Here is a 15,851-nt window from a genome sequence, read left to right on the forward strand (position 1 = left end):
ACGAATATGAGTAGACTATTTCCATTCATTTTAAAGGTATTTTTCATTAAACACCCACGAAAGATTAGAGCGAAACACTGCCACTTGCTAGAATAGCCTCTTGTAATTTCTTTATTGCTTTCCTTTGTATCCTCGATACATGCATTTGAGAAATCCCTAATCGTTCTCCAGCTTCTTTTTGACTAAGTTGCTCTAGATATGTAAGCTGAATAATTTGTTTTTCCCTCTCATTCAACACAACCAGCGCCTCTGAAACAATCATTCGTTTATTGGTCATTTCATAGCCATCGTCTTCCCTGCCCAAAATATCGAATAACGTGACTGTACTACCGTCTGAGTCTGACTCTATCGAATGGTCCATAGAAAGAGCTTGATAACTACGGCTCATTTCCATAGCTTCTAGTACCTCTTCCTCTGCTACTTCTAATCGTTCAGCAATATCTTTAATGGATGGAGAACGCTGTAATTCAATTGTCAGCGCCTCCACAGTTGATTTAATCCTCGGCCCAAGTTCCTTTATACGTCTAGGTACATGCACATCCCATGTTTTATCACGTAAAAAACGTTTGATTTCCCCAACAATTGTTGGCACGGCAAAAGCTTCAAAACTACGACCAACATTCGGATCAAAACGTCTTATTGCACCTAACAATCCCAGCATCCCTACTTGAACAATATCATCATAATATGATTTACCATTCGAATATTTACGAGCTATAGATTCAACTAGATATCGATAATGAATCACTAAATTGGTTTGTGCTTCATCATCCTCCGTTGACTGGTACAATTCAATCCACTTAAGTACATCTTCTTTAGATGAAGATTTATGTAGTGATTCTTTCGACATTTTTCTCCACCTGCTCCCTAGTGACATACTTTGTCATGAAGACAGTTACGCCACCATCGTTATTGATCATCACCTCATCCATCAAAGTTTCCATTAAATAAAGTCCCAAACCACCTTCTCTTAGCCCTGCAATACTTTCTTCAGGATGATACGGTCCAATCTTAGACTTAATCTCTTCAAAATTAAAACTATTGCCGTAATCCGCAATCATCATTTCCATTTTATTGTCATACAGCGCACACCCGATGACAATTTCACCCTCTTCTTCGTCTTTATAAGCATGGTGAACAACATTTGTCACAGCCTCACTTGCTGCAATTTTTAAATCTTCAATATCATCATAATTAAAGCCAATCCTACTCGCTAAGCCCGAGACAGTTAATCGAATGACACTGACAAATTGCGGTTTAGCAGGAACTCTAATTTCAATATAGTCAAATTCCTTCATTATCTTAATTCCACCTTTTTATCAGTTTCGATATCCATCAAATCACTAAGACCAGTAATTTCAAATAATCTTTGTAACCTATTCGATAAACCAACGAGCTTTACTTTACCATTTTCACGTAATGCTCTTTTATAAAAGGCAACAAAAATCCCAAGTCCTGTACTATCCATGTAATTTACCTTTGATAGATCAAGCTCAATTTCTAAACCCTCTGTAATCTTTACAGCTTCTAATTCGTCTCGTAATCCTGAAGCTGTAAACGTATCAATCTCACCCTCAACAAAGCCAAATAATTTATGATCAATTTCTTTAAAATGTATCGTTACGTCCATATAGCACACCTCCACCATATTTGTTAGACTATTTTCTCTACCCTGTTCAATTTAAACTTAAACCTATTTTTTTAAAATAACTACAGTAAAATCATCAAATAGTTTAAAATTTTGCACTCTCTCTATTTCCTTATAAAGGAGCTGACACAATTGCTGGGCAGATAAATGTCTATTTTCTTTTATTAAAGTTGTGATTACCTCTCGCGAATTTAATTCTTCTTTCACTCTAAATTCTGTCACACCGTCGGTCATCATAATAATCAAATCATTCTCTTCTAACACAATTTCATGAAACGTATAGTTTGTTTCAGACAATACACCCAATAGTAAACCTTTAGCCTCTAAGGTAAAGAACTGATCGTTCTTTGCACTATAATGTAAAGCTGGTTCATGGCCTGCCGAAGCATAAGAAAAAATGTTTTGCTCTACATCTAAGCAGCCATAAAACATCGAAACAAACATACTGTCATCCACACCTTTTTCTATTACCCTATTAATAACTTCTAAAACATATGAGGGATCTTTATATGCATATACTAATGTTTCAAGTCCATATTTCACCATCGACATACATAAAGCAGCAGGAACTCCTTTACCGACAACATCTGTCACAGCCACACTCAAATATTCTTCTCCATCATGAAAAAAATGTACATAATCGCCGTTCATTTTTCGAATAGGTACTGAAATCATACCTATATCAATATTTTGCATATTCGGCACATAAGTTTTCAACAATGTTTTTTGGATGTTTGTCGCTATTTTCATTTCCATTTCATATTCAGCTTGCTTTTGAAGTAAACTTTGATGCTCTCTATGTGCCATTCCATAATGCACCATTACTTCAATCAAAAAATCATAGGCAGGCTGTGATTCGTTCATTTGATTCGGAAATATTTGTTCTACAGCATTTTTATGAATGCTAATAACATCCTCGGGAGAGATATTTTTTTGAATTAACTGACGTGTGAAGTTCTGAGCGATATATAAATTTCTTTCTGTTTGGTTGACCATATAATCTGCTAATATTTTTTTATACTGAGCTTCTAATTGTTTCAGTTTTCTTCACGTCCTAACGCAACCATTTTTCCGCTCTTATCGTTGTTCCCTCTCCAACGACAGATTGAATATCTAAACTATCCATCAGTCGTTTAACACCTGGCAAACCAGCACCTAGCCCCCCGAGGTGGAATAACCATCCTCCATTACTTTACGAACATCTTTAATACCAGGCCCTTGATCTGTTGCAACAACAACTATTTTCTTTTCAGTATCTGCTTCAACCCTTTCAATTGCTATGACACCTATACTTGCATATAAATAAATATTTCGTGCTAATTCACTAATTGCCGTGGTGATGCGGGCTTGATCAACAGTGCCAAATCCAAGTGCTTTTGCTTCATTGCGCCCCAGTTGTCTAGCTGCAACAATATCCCACTCTGTAATAATTTCAACCGAAGACCTATATGTCACTGCTGTCCCTCCATTTCCTTTGGAGTTATACTCTTACACTTTTATTCAAACTGCTTGCCATCATTTAAAATGAATGAATTGCCTCTATAAATGGAATATTCTATGTAAATTTTCATATACCTTTTAAGAATTTTTTCAAAAATCTATTTTTATTAAAAATCTTGTGTATATCTTAAAGCTTTTTGTAACATTTATCAATTACACCTTGGCTTAATTATTTCAGGTACTTCATCTTTCGTATCAAAATCGCTTGCTGAGCAAGATCTATCGTAATTCAAATTATGGTAAAGACATTTCAAGGATAAAAGACAAAAAAGCATCGAGATATCATAATCTCGATGCTTCTATACACATATGTATATCAAAATTTAACTAGACCTAAACTAATCATCAACGCACCATCAACTTTTTCCATCACAGCATGATCCAGTTGCGTAATACGATCCGTCAATCTTGACTTATCAATTGTCCGCACTTGTTCTAGCAAAATAACCGAATCACGTTCAAAACCATACTTTTCAGCATTGATTTCAACGTGTGTCGGTAACTTTGCCTTTTGAATCTGTGCAGTGATAGCTGCGATGATGACAGTCGGACTAAATCGATTGCCAATATCATTTTGAATAATCAGCACCGGCCTAGTGCCTCCTTGTTCAGAACCTATTACCGGTGATAAGTCTGCAAAAAAAACGTCACCACGTTTTACATTCAAAGTGTCATCCCCCGCTAACGAGACGCTCCACCATATGTTGTGCTTCATATTCTGCATGCAAGCATTCGCTCGCAATCATTAAATTAATATGAGACATTTCAACATATCCTTTAATCATAGCTTCCCGTATTTGATTTGGTTGCTCCTGCATTAAATTTTTGCGCGCCAAAATACGCACAAAAGATTCACCTTCAATTACTTCCTTTGTTTGTAGAAATAGTCTGTCTTGAACAGCAATTGTAGCTTCTCTTAACTTTTTCTCGTACACAGCAAGCACCTCCAACGGAACCATACACTTTTCATTACTTCCCATTCTATCATTGAAAGATATTGTTGAAAAGACATGAAATGACAAAATATCTGACAATTTGAAGTACAAATTGTAAAAATATGTTGGTTGTCGAAGGTATATGCTGAATAATTATTATTGCAATGTGTTTTCAAATATGAGCCATTACTATGTTTTGGAAAAGAAATAAGTTCTCCAGTGCTAATTTATTTACCAAATTCAACTTGGAACATTGCTCATGACATTACATTGAGATTTGACTTATTCTAATGAAAGACAACTAAAGATATGTTCTAGGAACTCTTGTTGTTATAATGCATGGTATTTCATAATTAATTGTTTCGAGCTTTGTTGCCCATTCATCGATCGATACTCCAGTATTTCCTTGTCGACCAATGAGTGTTACCTTCTCACCTATATCATATGCTTTTGGTAAGGCAACCATACATTGGTCCATACAAATTCGTCCAACAATCGGCATTCTTTGTCCATCAATTAAAACCTCTTGTCCACCTAACTTACGAATCACGCCATCTGCATAGCCAATTGGAATTGTTCCTATCCACATATCTGTCGAAGCAACATATGTAGCTCCATAGCCAACTGGATCACCTGATTTTATTTGCTTTACATGAACAAGTTCACTTTCAAGCGAGAACGCTGGTAACAAATGAAAAGGTAATATACTTTTCACATATGAAGAAGGTGATAATCCATACATCGAAATACCAAATCTAACAGCATCATATTGTAAATGCGGATCTTTTACTAATGAGGCTGCTGTATTAGATGCATGAACAAGTCGCGGCTTATTAGGTATTACAGCTAAACATTTCTCAAAAAATTGTACCTGTTGATCAAAATGTAGCGTATCCTCTTCATCAGCTGTCGCAAAGTGTGTAAATATTCCATCCAGCTCCATGTTATCTGCAGACTGTATTGTTTGATAGAGCTCTAATAATTCCTGCTCTGAGCGAATACCTATTCTACCCATTCCGCTATCTATTTTTATATGAAGTCGTAAAGGAAGCGCTTCATCCACTAAAAGAGAAGCAGCTTGCTGAATCCAATCATCGGCAAATGCCGTAAGTATAATACGTTGCTGCGCTGCATAAGGAGCAAACGAAACTGGAGATGCACCTAATATTAATATGTCTGGTTCTTCAAAATGTGCTCGAATATGTAATGCCTCATCGGGCGTTGCCACTGCAAGTACTGTGGCACCAGCTTCAAGAGCTGCCCGTGCAACGGCTACATCTCCATGACCATACGCATTTGCTTTTACTACAGCGATAATTTGAACATTAGGTCGTAAAAATTCTTTTAAGTTTTTTACATTTTGTTGAATTGCTTGTAAGTCTATTATTGCTTTTGTTGGACGAAAAAACTGCTGTGTCTTCATAAGAATACCCTCTTTATTTTTAATTAAAACATTATGTAGGACATACATATTGCAAAGTATGTCGATTTAGCTTGTACACACAAAGTTTTAGTTTTCGGATGAGCCTATACTTTATAGGTTCATTTTAATTATCAATAAGCTACAGCCTCCGTATTCCAGAAGGCTGTAGCCAGAAAAGTTACTTCATACTACTTATCGTCATAGATGTAGCAACTTCAATCATTTCTTCTCGCGTTAATTTACTTGATGCTACAAAGAATTCAACGCCATCTTTTTCCCAACTAATTGATGTATCTGTAATAGCACCAATTGTATAGCCTAAATCAACTGGATCACCAGGTGACGATACAGGTAACATTGAATTTTCCTTCATTACTGGTTGCTGCATAACAGTAAATGCCTTCTCACCATCGTATGTTAAGATTACTCGTTCCATTCCACTTTCCTGCACAACTTTTTCATTCGCTAATTGTGCCCAATTTACAACAGGATAATGTGTTTGGAATTCTTGATATTCAACTTCTGCTCCAACAGCTTCCTTATCCTCATTATCTTCTTGCCCTTCTTTTTCGGCAGGTGTAGCTTGTTCACCTTTCGTGTTATCTTTATCAGTGAATTGCTCAACTGCATACTCTTTTGCAGCATGTTGTACACCTAGCTTAATTTTCTTAAATGTGATTTTGATTTGCTCTTCTTTCACATCATTCATAATCACTACTGAGGTTGGCAATAAAGTTTTCTTATCTACTGTTATAACCTGATGTGGCATACTGTTCTTATAGCTATTTCTAGTAGCCGCTTCAAATATATATGCTTTTTCTTCTTCTTTCATGACAAGATTTTTATCTTCTGCTAAATCTTCTGCTAGCGCTCCAATTAAGTATGCCTGACTATTTTTCTTTGGCCAATCACTTTGGAATTTATACATTTTGTTTAATGTCGGTGTTACGACAAAAACACCATCAGCATTACGTACAATCATTTGAGAAACATCTTTCCCACTTTCAACTACTTCTACTCGATAGAAATCAGGTTTTGTGTGCCATACTGTTACATCATAATTTCTAGGTTCCCCACCCGATTTAATTTCCATCGATGCATTTAATTCATAACCATTCGTCTCTGCCCATTTACCATTCACTTTCTTCAACACTTTTTCCTGTGAGGCTGCACCACATGCCGACAGAAGTAATATCGTACAAAGTAAGACGAGCCATTTAACTATACGGTTGCCCACGCTTTCACCCTTTCTTCTTTCAAATCCACTACGACAATATATGAACCGTATTTGTCAGTTATGTCATTTGAAGAAAGGGCAATATATTTAAATTTACATGCAATCCTTTTAGACAAGTTAAGTACTATTCTAATAAGATTACTTGAGCAGCTGCGTATTGCTTAGAATGCGTAATACTAACAAAACCATTGACAAGTTCATCCTTAAAATATAAAACAGGATTGCCAGCTGCTCCTTTTAACACTTCCAAATCATGAAGCTTACATTGTTCCCCAAGCCCTGTTCCCAGAGCCTTCGAAAATGCTTCTTTTGCAGCAAATCGCCCAGCTAAAAATTCTATTTTGCGAGTTTCCGAATAACCATCAAATATTTTTTTTTCATTTATCGTTAAAATGCGGTCTTTAAATTTATCTGTTCGTTTCATAGCCTTTGCAATACGATCAATCTCTACAATATCGAGGCCAATTCCCTTAATCATGTGAACCTTCTCCTTTACCTATTTCCAACAAGGCATGTATAATAATTGTAAATTGAGGTGGAGCCATGTTTAGTAGAACGGAAAATTTTAAGCAATATACAAAGTATTACCCTGTTGTTTCAACTTTAATAGCAATAAATCTTACTCTTTATGTATTGTCTCTCATACCCAGCATAGGAACACTCTTGTGGAATTACGGAATCCAAGCAAATTTCCTGATTCAAAGTGGTGAATGGTGGCGTGTTTTCTCTGCCATGTTTTTACATGCAGGTTTTATGCATGTGTTTTTTAATATGTTTTCCTTATATCTCTTTGGACCAGAGCTAGAAAAAATCGCAGGGAAAGCACGTTTCATTACAATTTATTTAGTATCAGGTATTGTAGGCAACATGGCAACCTATATATTCTATGATAGTAGTTATGCGAGCCTTGGTGCAAGTGGGGCTATTTTTGGAATTTTTGGTGCATTTGGGGCATTAGTTTACTATACTCGACGTACAATGCCCATGCTTCGTAAGCTCATTTTACCAATCATCGTCATCAGTGTCATTATGACCTTTCTCCAACCAAATGTGAATGTCTTTGCTCATTTAGGCGGTCTAGTAACCGGATTTATCCTTGGACTTGTCTATTTACATCCAAAAAGAATTTTAAGCTGGCGCAAACAAAAGATGGCTGGTAGACCATAACATTAAAAAGAGGAGCTGCTCACCTATAGAGCAGCTCCTCTTTCCTTACAATGACCTCCATTATAAAACCACTGTAGCTTCATTTGACATCTTTATTTTTTTCCATTCAGTTGCTGTTAAACCATAAACAACCTGATCTACGTAGTGATCATATAGCCACTCAGCATCCCTTAAACGCCCTTCTTCATGAAAGCCCAATACCTTTGGGATTGTACGACTACGAATATTACCAACTGCAACACGCACTTCTATACGATTTAACTTTAAATAATTAAAGGCAAAATCAATCAATGCTTTCATGGAATTCGTAACGAGCCCCTTTCCTACAAATTCATTCCCTAGCCAGTAGCCAATACTTGTCCATTTATGTTGCCAGTTGATTTGGTGATAGCCGATAACACCGGCAAGCTTTCCATCATAGTAAATCCCTGCTTGTATGCCATTGTGATCAGCATATTGTTGCATAGCATTTTTTACGAATTGCTCAGTATCCTTTACTGTTTTGACATCATCTACAAAGGGCAACCATTCACGTAATGTATCCCTTGAACGGTCAGTTAAAGCGAATAACTCTTCTACATCACTTAAATCCAAAAGCTTTAAATAAGCGCTTTCATTAATGTCATATTTAAACAATGTCTCCACCCCTTTTGTTCTATTTATTTTATTATAAACAGCATCTCTATTTATTTATAGTTAAAAAAGCTAATCCTTCCATAAAATTGAAAGGATTAGCTTTTTAGTTCATTAATGTTCGTACCATGTTAAGATCGTCTCGGCATCTTGTTGCTCTAAGCTGGAAACACTCCCCGTTGTACCAGTTGCTCCTGACATGACGGTTGCTTTTACAGACATAACATTCTTTCTTTTTTGAAAGTATGATTGTGTACTTTCAATAGATTGAATTCGCTTCTTCTCCATGATTAACGTAATTCGACTAAACACACGATACTGCATAGCCAGTTGTTTGCCATCTATTTGATAGCCTGCTGTTTTATGTTGCCAAATACCAAGTAACATTGTTAATGGAATTAACAGCAACGACAATAGCCCGTATGGATAAAAGAAATAGATAGATGCACCGATAATCGGAACTAGCCAGAAAAAATCAATGCGATAAAAAAATGGTCTTGCCCTTTTTGGTGAGCGAGTAAATGTAGGCTGCCAATTCATTTCTGGGAAAAGCTGTTCTAATGTTTGCATACAATCCGGCTTCTTAATAAGTGGAAATAGCGTAATTTTTTTATCATTTCCATTTTCACCATTACCACCAGCACTTTCAACAACCACTGTAGCATAGCCTGTTAACTGACGTAGTGGATTTTCCACAATACGAATTGCCTGAATTCGATTCAACGGCAAAGTAATACGCTTTTTTTCTAACAGTCCCTTTGTGATAATCAACTTTTCTTCCTCAATGCGGACAGTGTAATCATAATAATTTATCAGTGTGATGACCACTGATACAATCCAAGCAACAATTAAAACAACCATCACCGTCAATGCCACTAAAAATGCGCCGATTTTCACGAAATCAGCTAACTCATGAAATACAGTTTCATAAGGAATAATGTCGGAAAATTGTGAAGCAACGGCTGCAAGACCTGATAACACAACACCAATTCCACCAGATGTTGTTGCTAATACTAGTAAATCTCGCATGGACATATGGTAAATCATCGGAGTTGGTATAGCTTCCTCTACAACCTGCATTTGATCCTGTTGTTGAACTGCTTCGTTTTTAGCATGACGCATTTCTAATTCAATAACATCTGCTGCTGCTTTGCGAATGGCTGTCAGCTCAACCTCAGGTTTTCCCCCTTTACTACCAGCAGTCTCCACCTGAACTTTCACTAAACCAAAAATACGATGAAAAACACCTTCATTGTAATTCAAACTTTGAATACGTTCAAAAGGGATATAACGTTTCTTTTTAACAAATAATCCATATGTCACACGCAACTCCCCATCTTCAAACCAGTAAACAAATGTCCGCCATTTTATGATTCCTCCCACGAGCGCAAGAAGTGCTGCTACTCCCCATACACCGAAAAGTAAAAGGGTTTCAAAAAAATGATCACTACGAAAATTCAAAGAAAAATTAAAGCCGTTACTTATGATAATAATGGCAATTGGTAATATCATACTTTTCAATGCTTTTACACTCGTTATAATTGCAGACACTGGGTGTAAACGATTAATTTCCTTAGACATCATCTTCAGCCACCCTTGCTAAATCAGAAATACGCGCACGCAGTACGTCTGCTTCATCCATAACAAGTGCAGGAATCGTATGTACAGTTGCAGCTGTAGAAATAGAGATATTACCTAAGTCGTATTTTTTTAATATCGGCCCTTGTGTTGTATCAACATGTTGCACACGTACCATTGGAATTAATGTGCGTTTCACAACAAATAAACCATGTTGTACTTCGATTTCATGCTCTCGAACTTCATAGCGCCATCTTTCCCATCTTATTTTCGGGAAAATAAAAATAGATAATATCGCACTTAGTAAAACAATTGCACATGCTATGAAGTAAATAAATGAAGGCCATTCAAAATAATAAGTACCATAGCTTACAAGTCCTGCTACAACTAACAGCACCAATGTTTGTATGACTCCATATAAACGCCACACTGTTAGCCCTTTACGAGAAATTTGATGAATCGGTTGTGCTCTCATTGTCGTTCCCCCTCTTTCTTCATTAGGTGTATACGAATTCACTCACCTTTTTGTTTCAACTATAGCCGAAAAAAAACCTTACAGCCATCATGACTGTAAGGTTTACTGTAAAAAATTAAGTGTATTTCGTCTAAAATTATCCTTCGTGACGTCTTGGAGAACGAGAACGACCTTGTCCACCTTCACGACGTCCGCCTTCACGGCGTCCACCCTCTCGACGGCTACTGCTACTGCGACGCTCTCCACTGCGAGCATTGTCACGACGTCCGCCGCCAAAGCTACGGTTACCACGGCCACGATCACCGCCACCACGGTTATTGCTAGAACGTTCACGACGCATTGGTAATGGACGTTCTTCTGTGATTGTTACTGGTGTATCGTCTGGCTCTCTCGTTAATGAACGCAGAGCAGCTGCAACAACATCAACAGCATCATGATTGTCTAATAATTCTGCTGCAAGTGTACGGTAATCACCTAAATTGTTATTAGCAATAAGACCTTCCAGTGTTTCAACAGCTAAGCGTTGTTGACCTTCTAATGCTTCGTCCGTTGTTGGTGGGCGAAGAGGTGTCATACGTTTTTTCGTAGTTTCTTCTACAATACGTAAGTAACCCATTTCACGTGGTGTTACAAATGTTACGGCAAGACCTGATTTACCCGCACGACCTGTACGTCCAATACGGTGAACATATGATTCAGGATCTTGAGGAATATCAAAGTTATAAACGTGTGTCACACCAGAAATATCAAGTCCACGAGCGGCTACATCTGTCGCAACAAGGATATCGATTTTATTTTCTTTAAACTGGCGTAATACTGAGATACGCTTCGCTTGGCTTAAATCACCATGAATACCTTCAGCTAAATAGCCACGAATAGATAGGGCCTGTGCAAGCTCATCTACACGACGTTTTGTACGACCAAAAATAATAGCTAGCTCTGGTTGGTGAACGTTTAATAAACGAGATAAAACATCGAATTTTTCACGTTCAGCAGACTTAACAAAATATTGATCAATGTTATCAACAGTTAGTTCTTTAGCTTTAATTTTTACAATCTCTGGATCACGCATAAATGTTTCTGCAATTTTACGAATTGCTGGTGGCATTGTTGCTGAGAACAGTAATGTTTGGCGCTCAGAAGGTACGTTTTCTAAGATTGAATTAATATCATCAATAAAGCCCATGTTTAACATTTCATCTGCTTCATCCAATACTAATGTTTGAACATCTTCTAATTTTAACGTACGTCGATTAATATGATCAATAATACGACCTGGCGTACCAACAATGATTTGAGGTCTATTTTTCAGTGCACGAATTTGACGGCCTATTTCTTGACCACCGTATACTGATAATAATTTTACGCGTTTGTCATAGCCAATTTTATAAAGCTCTTCTGAAACTTGAATTGCTAACTCACGAGTTGGAGCAATGACTAATGCTTGAATATTAGGGTTTTTTGGATCGATTTTTTCAATTAGTGGAATCCCGAAAGCGGCAGTTTTACCAGTACCTGTTTGTGCTTGACCTAATACATCACGGCCTTCAATCGCAAAACGAATAGTACCTTCTTGGATTGGTGTTGCTTCTTCAAATCCCATACGCTTTACTGAGCGTAATGTAGATTCGCTAATATTTAATTCTGAAAAATTTGTCAAACTTCTCAATCTCCTTTTTTTCCTTTTAAGTTGACAAATGGTTACATTTTCAGATGAAGTTGTCGGCAAATTCGAGCCTGTGTAGTGGAACGTTTCCGTTACTTAAAAATTTTCTCTACATGATAGTCCATATAGAGCTCTCTTATATGAAAAGGAAAGCCCGGTCTTTACCGAGCGGTTCGATTCTGTCGTAATTTTTCACTTTAGAATAAAACCGTTGTGTTCAAAAAAAAGTACTCTTCAACCAAATATGAAGAGTCTTCGCACAAAATGTATCCATTGCTTACACTAGTCTAACATGGCTTTAAATCCTATGCAACGATAACGCATGAGTCGTAATAATCTGACTACTTTATTTACCTTTTAAAAACATTAAAACCTGTGGAAACCATTCAGAGCAATCTTCCTCAAAACATATATGGTGCTTGCCATTATCAGAAAAATACAAAACCTTGTCTGTGGAGGCTAATTCATCAAAAAGAAATTGAGCCGTATGATAAGGCACTATCCCATCCAACTTCCCCTGCACAATATATACAGGAATTTGAATATGCCGATAATACGGCTCCACCATTCTTACCAACTTCATAAATTCTACTGTTGAGGCAAGTGGCACATTGTTAAACTTCTGATGGTAGCGTAGATAGAGTTCGTTATTAGTCAAATTATGGTGATAGGCTTCAGTAGCTAACATTTTAAAATCTTTGACTAGCTGTTTAGGGCTCACATACTTTGCAGCAGCACTTAGTAATACAAGCTTTTTCACTTTATAACGTTTAGCTAAATATAGCGCTATAATTCCTCCCATTGAAAAGCCAACAACGATTACCTCGTCAACTTTTTTGCCAACGATCGGAAAGCTAATTCGGCATCCATTAACCAGTGTTTCGCCTTAAAACCACTCATATGTAATTCTTCACCATGTCCAGACAATGTTGGCTCTTCAATTATCCAATCTGTATGTGAACGTAAATAACTTGTGAATGGCTTCACCTCATATGGTCCACCTGAAAATCCATGAATACATAGTACACCTACTGACAAATTCTTCACCTCATTTAACAAAGATAAACCTACACAAATAAATCGGTGAGCGTTTCTCTCACCGATTCATTGCTACTATGACGTAAATGCCTTTAAGATTGTCTCTAATTTCATACCACGTGAACCTTTAAGTAAAACAATAGATGATTCATTCGCTTGTTTTAGCTTTTCAATAATAGCCGTATAATCATCTTCTGTATACAATAAACGTTCAGCCTCAAAGCGCTCTTTTAATATTTTGTAAAGATATTGCATCCGAGGGCCAAACAAACAGACATAATCAATTTCATCCTCATTAATATGCTCAGCCAGACCCTCGTGGAAATGTTGCTCATTTGGTCCAAGCTCTAGCATATCTCCTAACACAAGCCATTTTTCAGGTCGAATAGTTGATGTAGCCATAAATTGAATGGCAGCTTTTACAGAGGTTGGAGCTGCATTATAGGCATCATTGATAAATAGAGCGCCATTCGTTCCTAGTACCTGTTGCATCCTCATATCAGTTAATACGACATGCTCTAAGGATGTACGTATTTGTTCATTGCTTAAACCTAGCTTATGAGAAATTAACATGGCCACAAGTGTATTTTTTACTTGATGCTTGCCAAGCACTGAAATAAAGAAATCACCCTCGATCATACCGTGTGTAGTGAAGTGGCTGCCATCAGCGTTAGCATGAATATTGTCAGCGTATAAAAGATTATTGGATTCTAACCCGAACGGCACTGACTGTAAGTGCTGTTCTTTTGCCACTAATTCCTTGAGCAAAGGTTCATCACCATCATAGAATAATAGACCATCTTCTTGCATTCCTTGAATAATTTCAAACTTAGCTTTTGCAATACCTGCACGTGACCCCAAATCCTGCATATGGGCCTCACCAATGTTGGTAATAACCGTCATATGTGGACGAGCAAGCTTCGTTAAAAACTCAATTTCACCAAATCCACTCATGCCCATCTCAAGGACAGCCACATCAGTATCTTCATCAAGCTGTAAGATAGTAATAGGCAAGCCCAATTGATTATTAAAGTTCCCGATTGTTTTTTGTACTTTAAAGAATGGAGCTAGTGTTCCCGCTAAAATATCCTTTGTTGATGTCTTACCATTTGAACCTGTAATGCCTATAAATTTTGCTTTATGTTCATTACGATATGCTCTAGCCATTTCTTGCAAAGCTAATTCTGGATCATCCACAAACAACAACGGGTAACCTTCTGGTGGGTTCGGCTCATCCTTTTGCCAAAGAGAAGCTCCGGCACCTTTCTCAAATGCCTGCATTACAAACTTATGCCCATTTGTATGCTCACCACGAAATGGAACAAATAGGTCTCCTTGTTGAATTGTTCTTGTATCAATAGAAATTCCTGACACAACAGTGTCACCCAAAGCCGCCATATCCTCATTTAACCATGCAGCTAATTGTTTTAAAGTTTTTTTCACGATAATCCCACTCAGTCTTTTTTATAGTGAAGCTGTTGTTTTTCTTCATAGCGTTCAATTGCTAGGGTAATTAAACGGTCAATCAGCTCTGGATAACTCACATCTGTATGCTGCCATAATAATGGATACATACTTACAGGCGTAAAACCTGGCATTGTGTTTACTTCATTAATGTAAACGTTATTTTCAGTTGTTACAAAAAAGTCCGCACGAACTAAGCCGCTACCATCTATAGCCTTAAATGCACGCTTTGCCAGTTCTTTTAAGCTTGCCACAGTTTCTACTGGAAGCTCAGCTGGAATAATAAGTGCTGTAGAACCGTCCTTATATTTAGAATCATAATCATAAAAATCAGTAACGGGTTTAATTTCTCCTGGCACTGATACTTCAGGATAGTCATTTCCTAACACCGCTAGTTCAACTTCACGAGCGACAATTCCCTGTTCAACAACGATTTTACGATCATATTGTAAAGCAACCTCAATTGCTTTTACCAATTGCTCGCGATCTGTTGCCTTGCTAATCCCAACACTTGACCCTAAGTTTGCAGGCTTCACAAACATTGGCCAATTCAGGTTATTTTCACAGCGTTCAATGATTGCGTGTTGCTCATTCTTCCACTCACTACGAATAAAATACGTATAGGGCACTTGAGGTAATCCAGCAATTTCAAATAATTGCTTCATTACCACTTTATCCATTCCAGCAGAGGATGCCAATACACCATTTCCTACATACGGTAAATTTAGAACCTCAAGTAAACCTTGCACTGTTCCATCCTCACCATTCGTACCATGTAACAATGGGAAAATGACATCAAACTTTACCTCATTGCCATTTTTATCAAGCAAAAATCAGTGATATTATTTTCTAAAATTGTAGTATTATCACCAAATTGTAGTTCTTCTATTGCACTTACGGGTTTTTCTAAACGCTCTCCACGACGCCATTCCCCGTCAGTTGTAATGAAAATCGGATATACTTCATACTCCTCGAAGTTCAAAGCTCCTGTGACTGCACGTGCTGTCGATAACGACACTTCGTGCTCCGCTGACTTTCCGCCGTATAATAAACCGATTCTTTTTTTCATTTTTGTGCCCTCCACATA

General features: G+C 37.2%; 15 protein-coding genes and 3 pseudogenes. 1 reads left to right on the forward strand and 17 read right to left on the reverse strand.

Annotated elements, in window-relative coordinates:
• Positions 1-64 precede the first annotated feature (64 nt).
• From sigB to acpS, 10 genes and pseudogenes are all read right to left on the reverse strand, one after another.
• Positions 65-850: an RNA polymerase sigma factor SigB gene (gene sigB / locus LBYS11_RS20600; protein WP_048394290.1), complete on the reverse strand. Its 786-nt coding sequence runs from the start codon at positions 848-850 to the stop codon at positions 65-67.
• A complete protein-coding gene (rsbW, locus tag LBYS11_RS20605; protein WP_016993413.1) occupies positions 828-1,298 on the reverse strand; it encodes an anti-sigma B factor RsbW in 471 nt (156 codons plus the stop codon). Before rsbW ends, sigB begins: the two co-directional genes overlap by 23 nt.
• Positions 1,298-1,630 carry an STAS domain-containing protein gene (locus LBYS11_RS20610; RefSeq protein WP_016993414.1) on the reverse strand — a complete coding sequence of 111 codons (333 nt, stop codon included), beginning with the start codon at positions 1,628-1,630 and terminating at the stop codon, positions 1,298-1,300. The genes rsbW and LBYS11_RS20610 overlap by 1 nt, the downstream gene beginning before the upstream one ends.
• Positions 1,631-1,693: 63 nt before the next feature.
• Positions 1,694-2,644: a PP2C family protein-serine/threonine phosphatase gene (locus LBYS11_RS20615; RefSeq protein WP_048394289.1), complete on the reverse strand. Its 951-nt coding sequence runs from the start codon at positions 2,642-2,644 to the stop codon at positions 1,694-1,696.
• Between the two features lie 58 nt (positions 2,645-2,702).
• A pseudogene (locus tag LBYS11_RS20620) lies at positions 2,703-3,103 on the reverse strand (anti-sigma regulatory factor).
• Between the two features lie 361 nt (positions 3,104-3,464).
• Positions 3,465-3,815: a type II toxin-antitoxin system PemK/MazF family toxin gene (locus LBYS11_RS20625; protein ID WP_004232054.1), complete on the reverse strand. Its 351-nt coding sequence runs from the start codon at positions 3,813-3,815 to the stop codon at positions 3,465-3,467.
• 4 nt (positions 3,816-3,819) lie between these two features.
• The gene (locus LBYS11_RS20630) at positions 3,820-4,083 is read right to left on the reverse strand and encodes a hypothetical protein (RefSeq protein ID WP_004232053.1); all 264 of its coding nucleotides are present in this window, start codon (positions 4,081-4,083) and stop codon (positions 3,820-3,822) included.
• Between the two features lie 301 nt (positions 4,084-4,384).
• Positions 4,385-5,506 (reverse strand): alanine racemase, encoded by a 1,122-nt coding sequence (gene alr, locus LBYS11_RS20635; RefSeq protein ID WP_103118890.1) that lies wholly within the window; start codon positions 5,504-5,506, stop codon positions 4,385-4,387.
• 178 nt (positions 5,507-5,684) lie between these two features.
• Positions 5,685-6,743 (reverse strand): LolA family protein, encoded by a 1,059-nt coding sequence (locus LBYS11_RS20640; RefSeq protein ID WP_048394283.1) that lies wholly within the window; start codon positions 6,741-6,743, stop codon positions 5,685-5,687.
• Between the two features lie 124 nt (positions 6,744-6,867).
• On the reverse strand, positions 6,868-7,221 hold the full coding sequence (gene acpS, locus LBYS11_RS20645) for a holo-ACP synthase (RefSeq protein WP_048394281.1): 354 nt from the start codon (positions 7,219-7,221) through the stop codon (positions 6,868-6,870).
• A gap of 65 nt (positions 7,222-7,286) precedes the next feature.
• Here acpS and LBYS11_RS20650 point away from each other — a divergent pair, with 65 nt between their 5' ends.
• Positions 7,287-7,910, forward strand: coding sequence for a rhomboid family intramembrane serine protease (locus tag LBYS11_RS20650; protein ID WP_048394279.1), 624 nt, complete (start codon positions 7,287-7,289; stop codon positions 7,908-7,910).
• Positions 7,911-7,970: 60 nt separating this feature from the next.
• Here LBYS11_RS20650 and LBYS11_RS20655 read toward each other — a convergent pair whose 3' ends face one another.
• The 7 genes and pseudogenes from LBYS11_RS20655 to LBYS11_RS20685 all read right to left on the reverse strand — a co-directional run bounded on the left by LBYS11_RS20655 (position 7,971) and on the right by LBYS11_RS20685 (position 15,833).
• Entirely contained in the window at positions 7,971-8,546 is a 576-nt protein-coding gene (locus LBYS11_RS20655; protein WP_054549589.1) for a GNAT family N-acetyltransferase, read from the reverse strand.
• Positions 8,547-8,657: 111 nt separating this feature from the next.
• On the reverse strand, positions 8,658-10,124 hold the full coding sequence (locus LBYS11_RS20660; protein ID WP_103118891.1) for a PH domain-containing protein: 1,467 nt from the start codon (positions 10,122-10,124) through the stop codon (positions 8,658-8,660).
• Positions 10,117-10,596 carry a PH domain-containing protein gene (locus tag LBYS11_RS20665; protein WP_004232029.1) on the reverse strand — a complete coding sequence of 160 codons (480 nt, stop codon included), beginning with the start codon at positions 10,594-10,596 and terminating at the stop codon, positions 10,117-10,119. Before LBYS11_RS20665 ends, LBYS11_RS20660 begins: the two co-directional genes overlap by 8 nt.
• 136 nt (positions 10,597-10,732) lie before the next feature.
• Positions 10,733-12,256 (reverse strand): degradosome RNA helicase CshA, encoded by a 1,524-nt coding sequence (locus LBYS11_RS20670; RefSeq protein ID WP_103118892.1) that lies wholly within the window; start codon positions 12,254-12,256, stop codon positions 10,733-10,735.
• 352 nt (positions 12,257-12,608) lie between these two features.
• A pseudogene (locus LBYS11_RS20675) lies at positions 12,609-13,300 on the reverse strand (alpha/beta hydrolase).
• 75 nt (positions 13,301-13,375) lie between these two features.
• Positions 13,376-14,743, reverse strand: coding sequence for a UDP-N-acetylmuramoyl-tripeptide--D-alanyl-D-alanine ligase (gene murF / locus LBYS11_RS20680; protein WP_103118893.1), 1,368 nt, complete (start codon positions 14,741-14,743; stop codon positions 13,376-13,378).
• Between the two features lie 11 nt (positions 14,744-14,754).
• Positions 14,755-15,833, reverse strand: a pseudogene (locus tag LBYS11_RS20685) (D-alanine--D-alanine ligase).
• Positions 15,834-15,851 lie beyond the last annotated feature (18 nt).

It is taken from the genome of Lysinibacillus sp. YS11, assembly GCF_002896375.1.
Taxonomy (GTDB): domain Bacteria; phylum Bacillota; class Bacilli; order Bacillales_A; family Planococcaceae; genus Lysinibacillus; species Lysinibacillus capsici.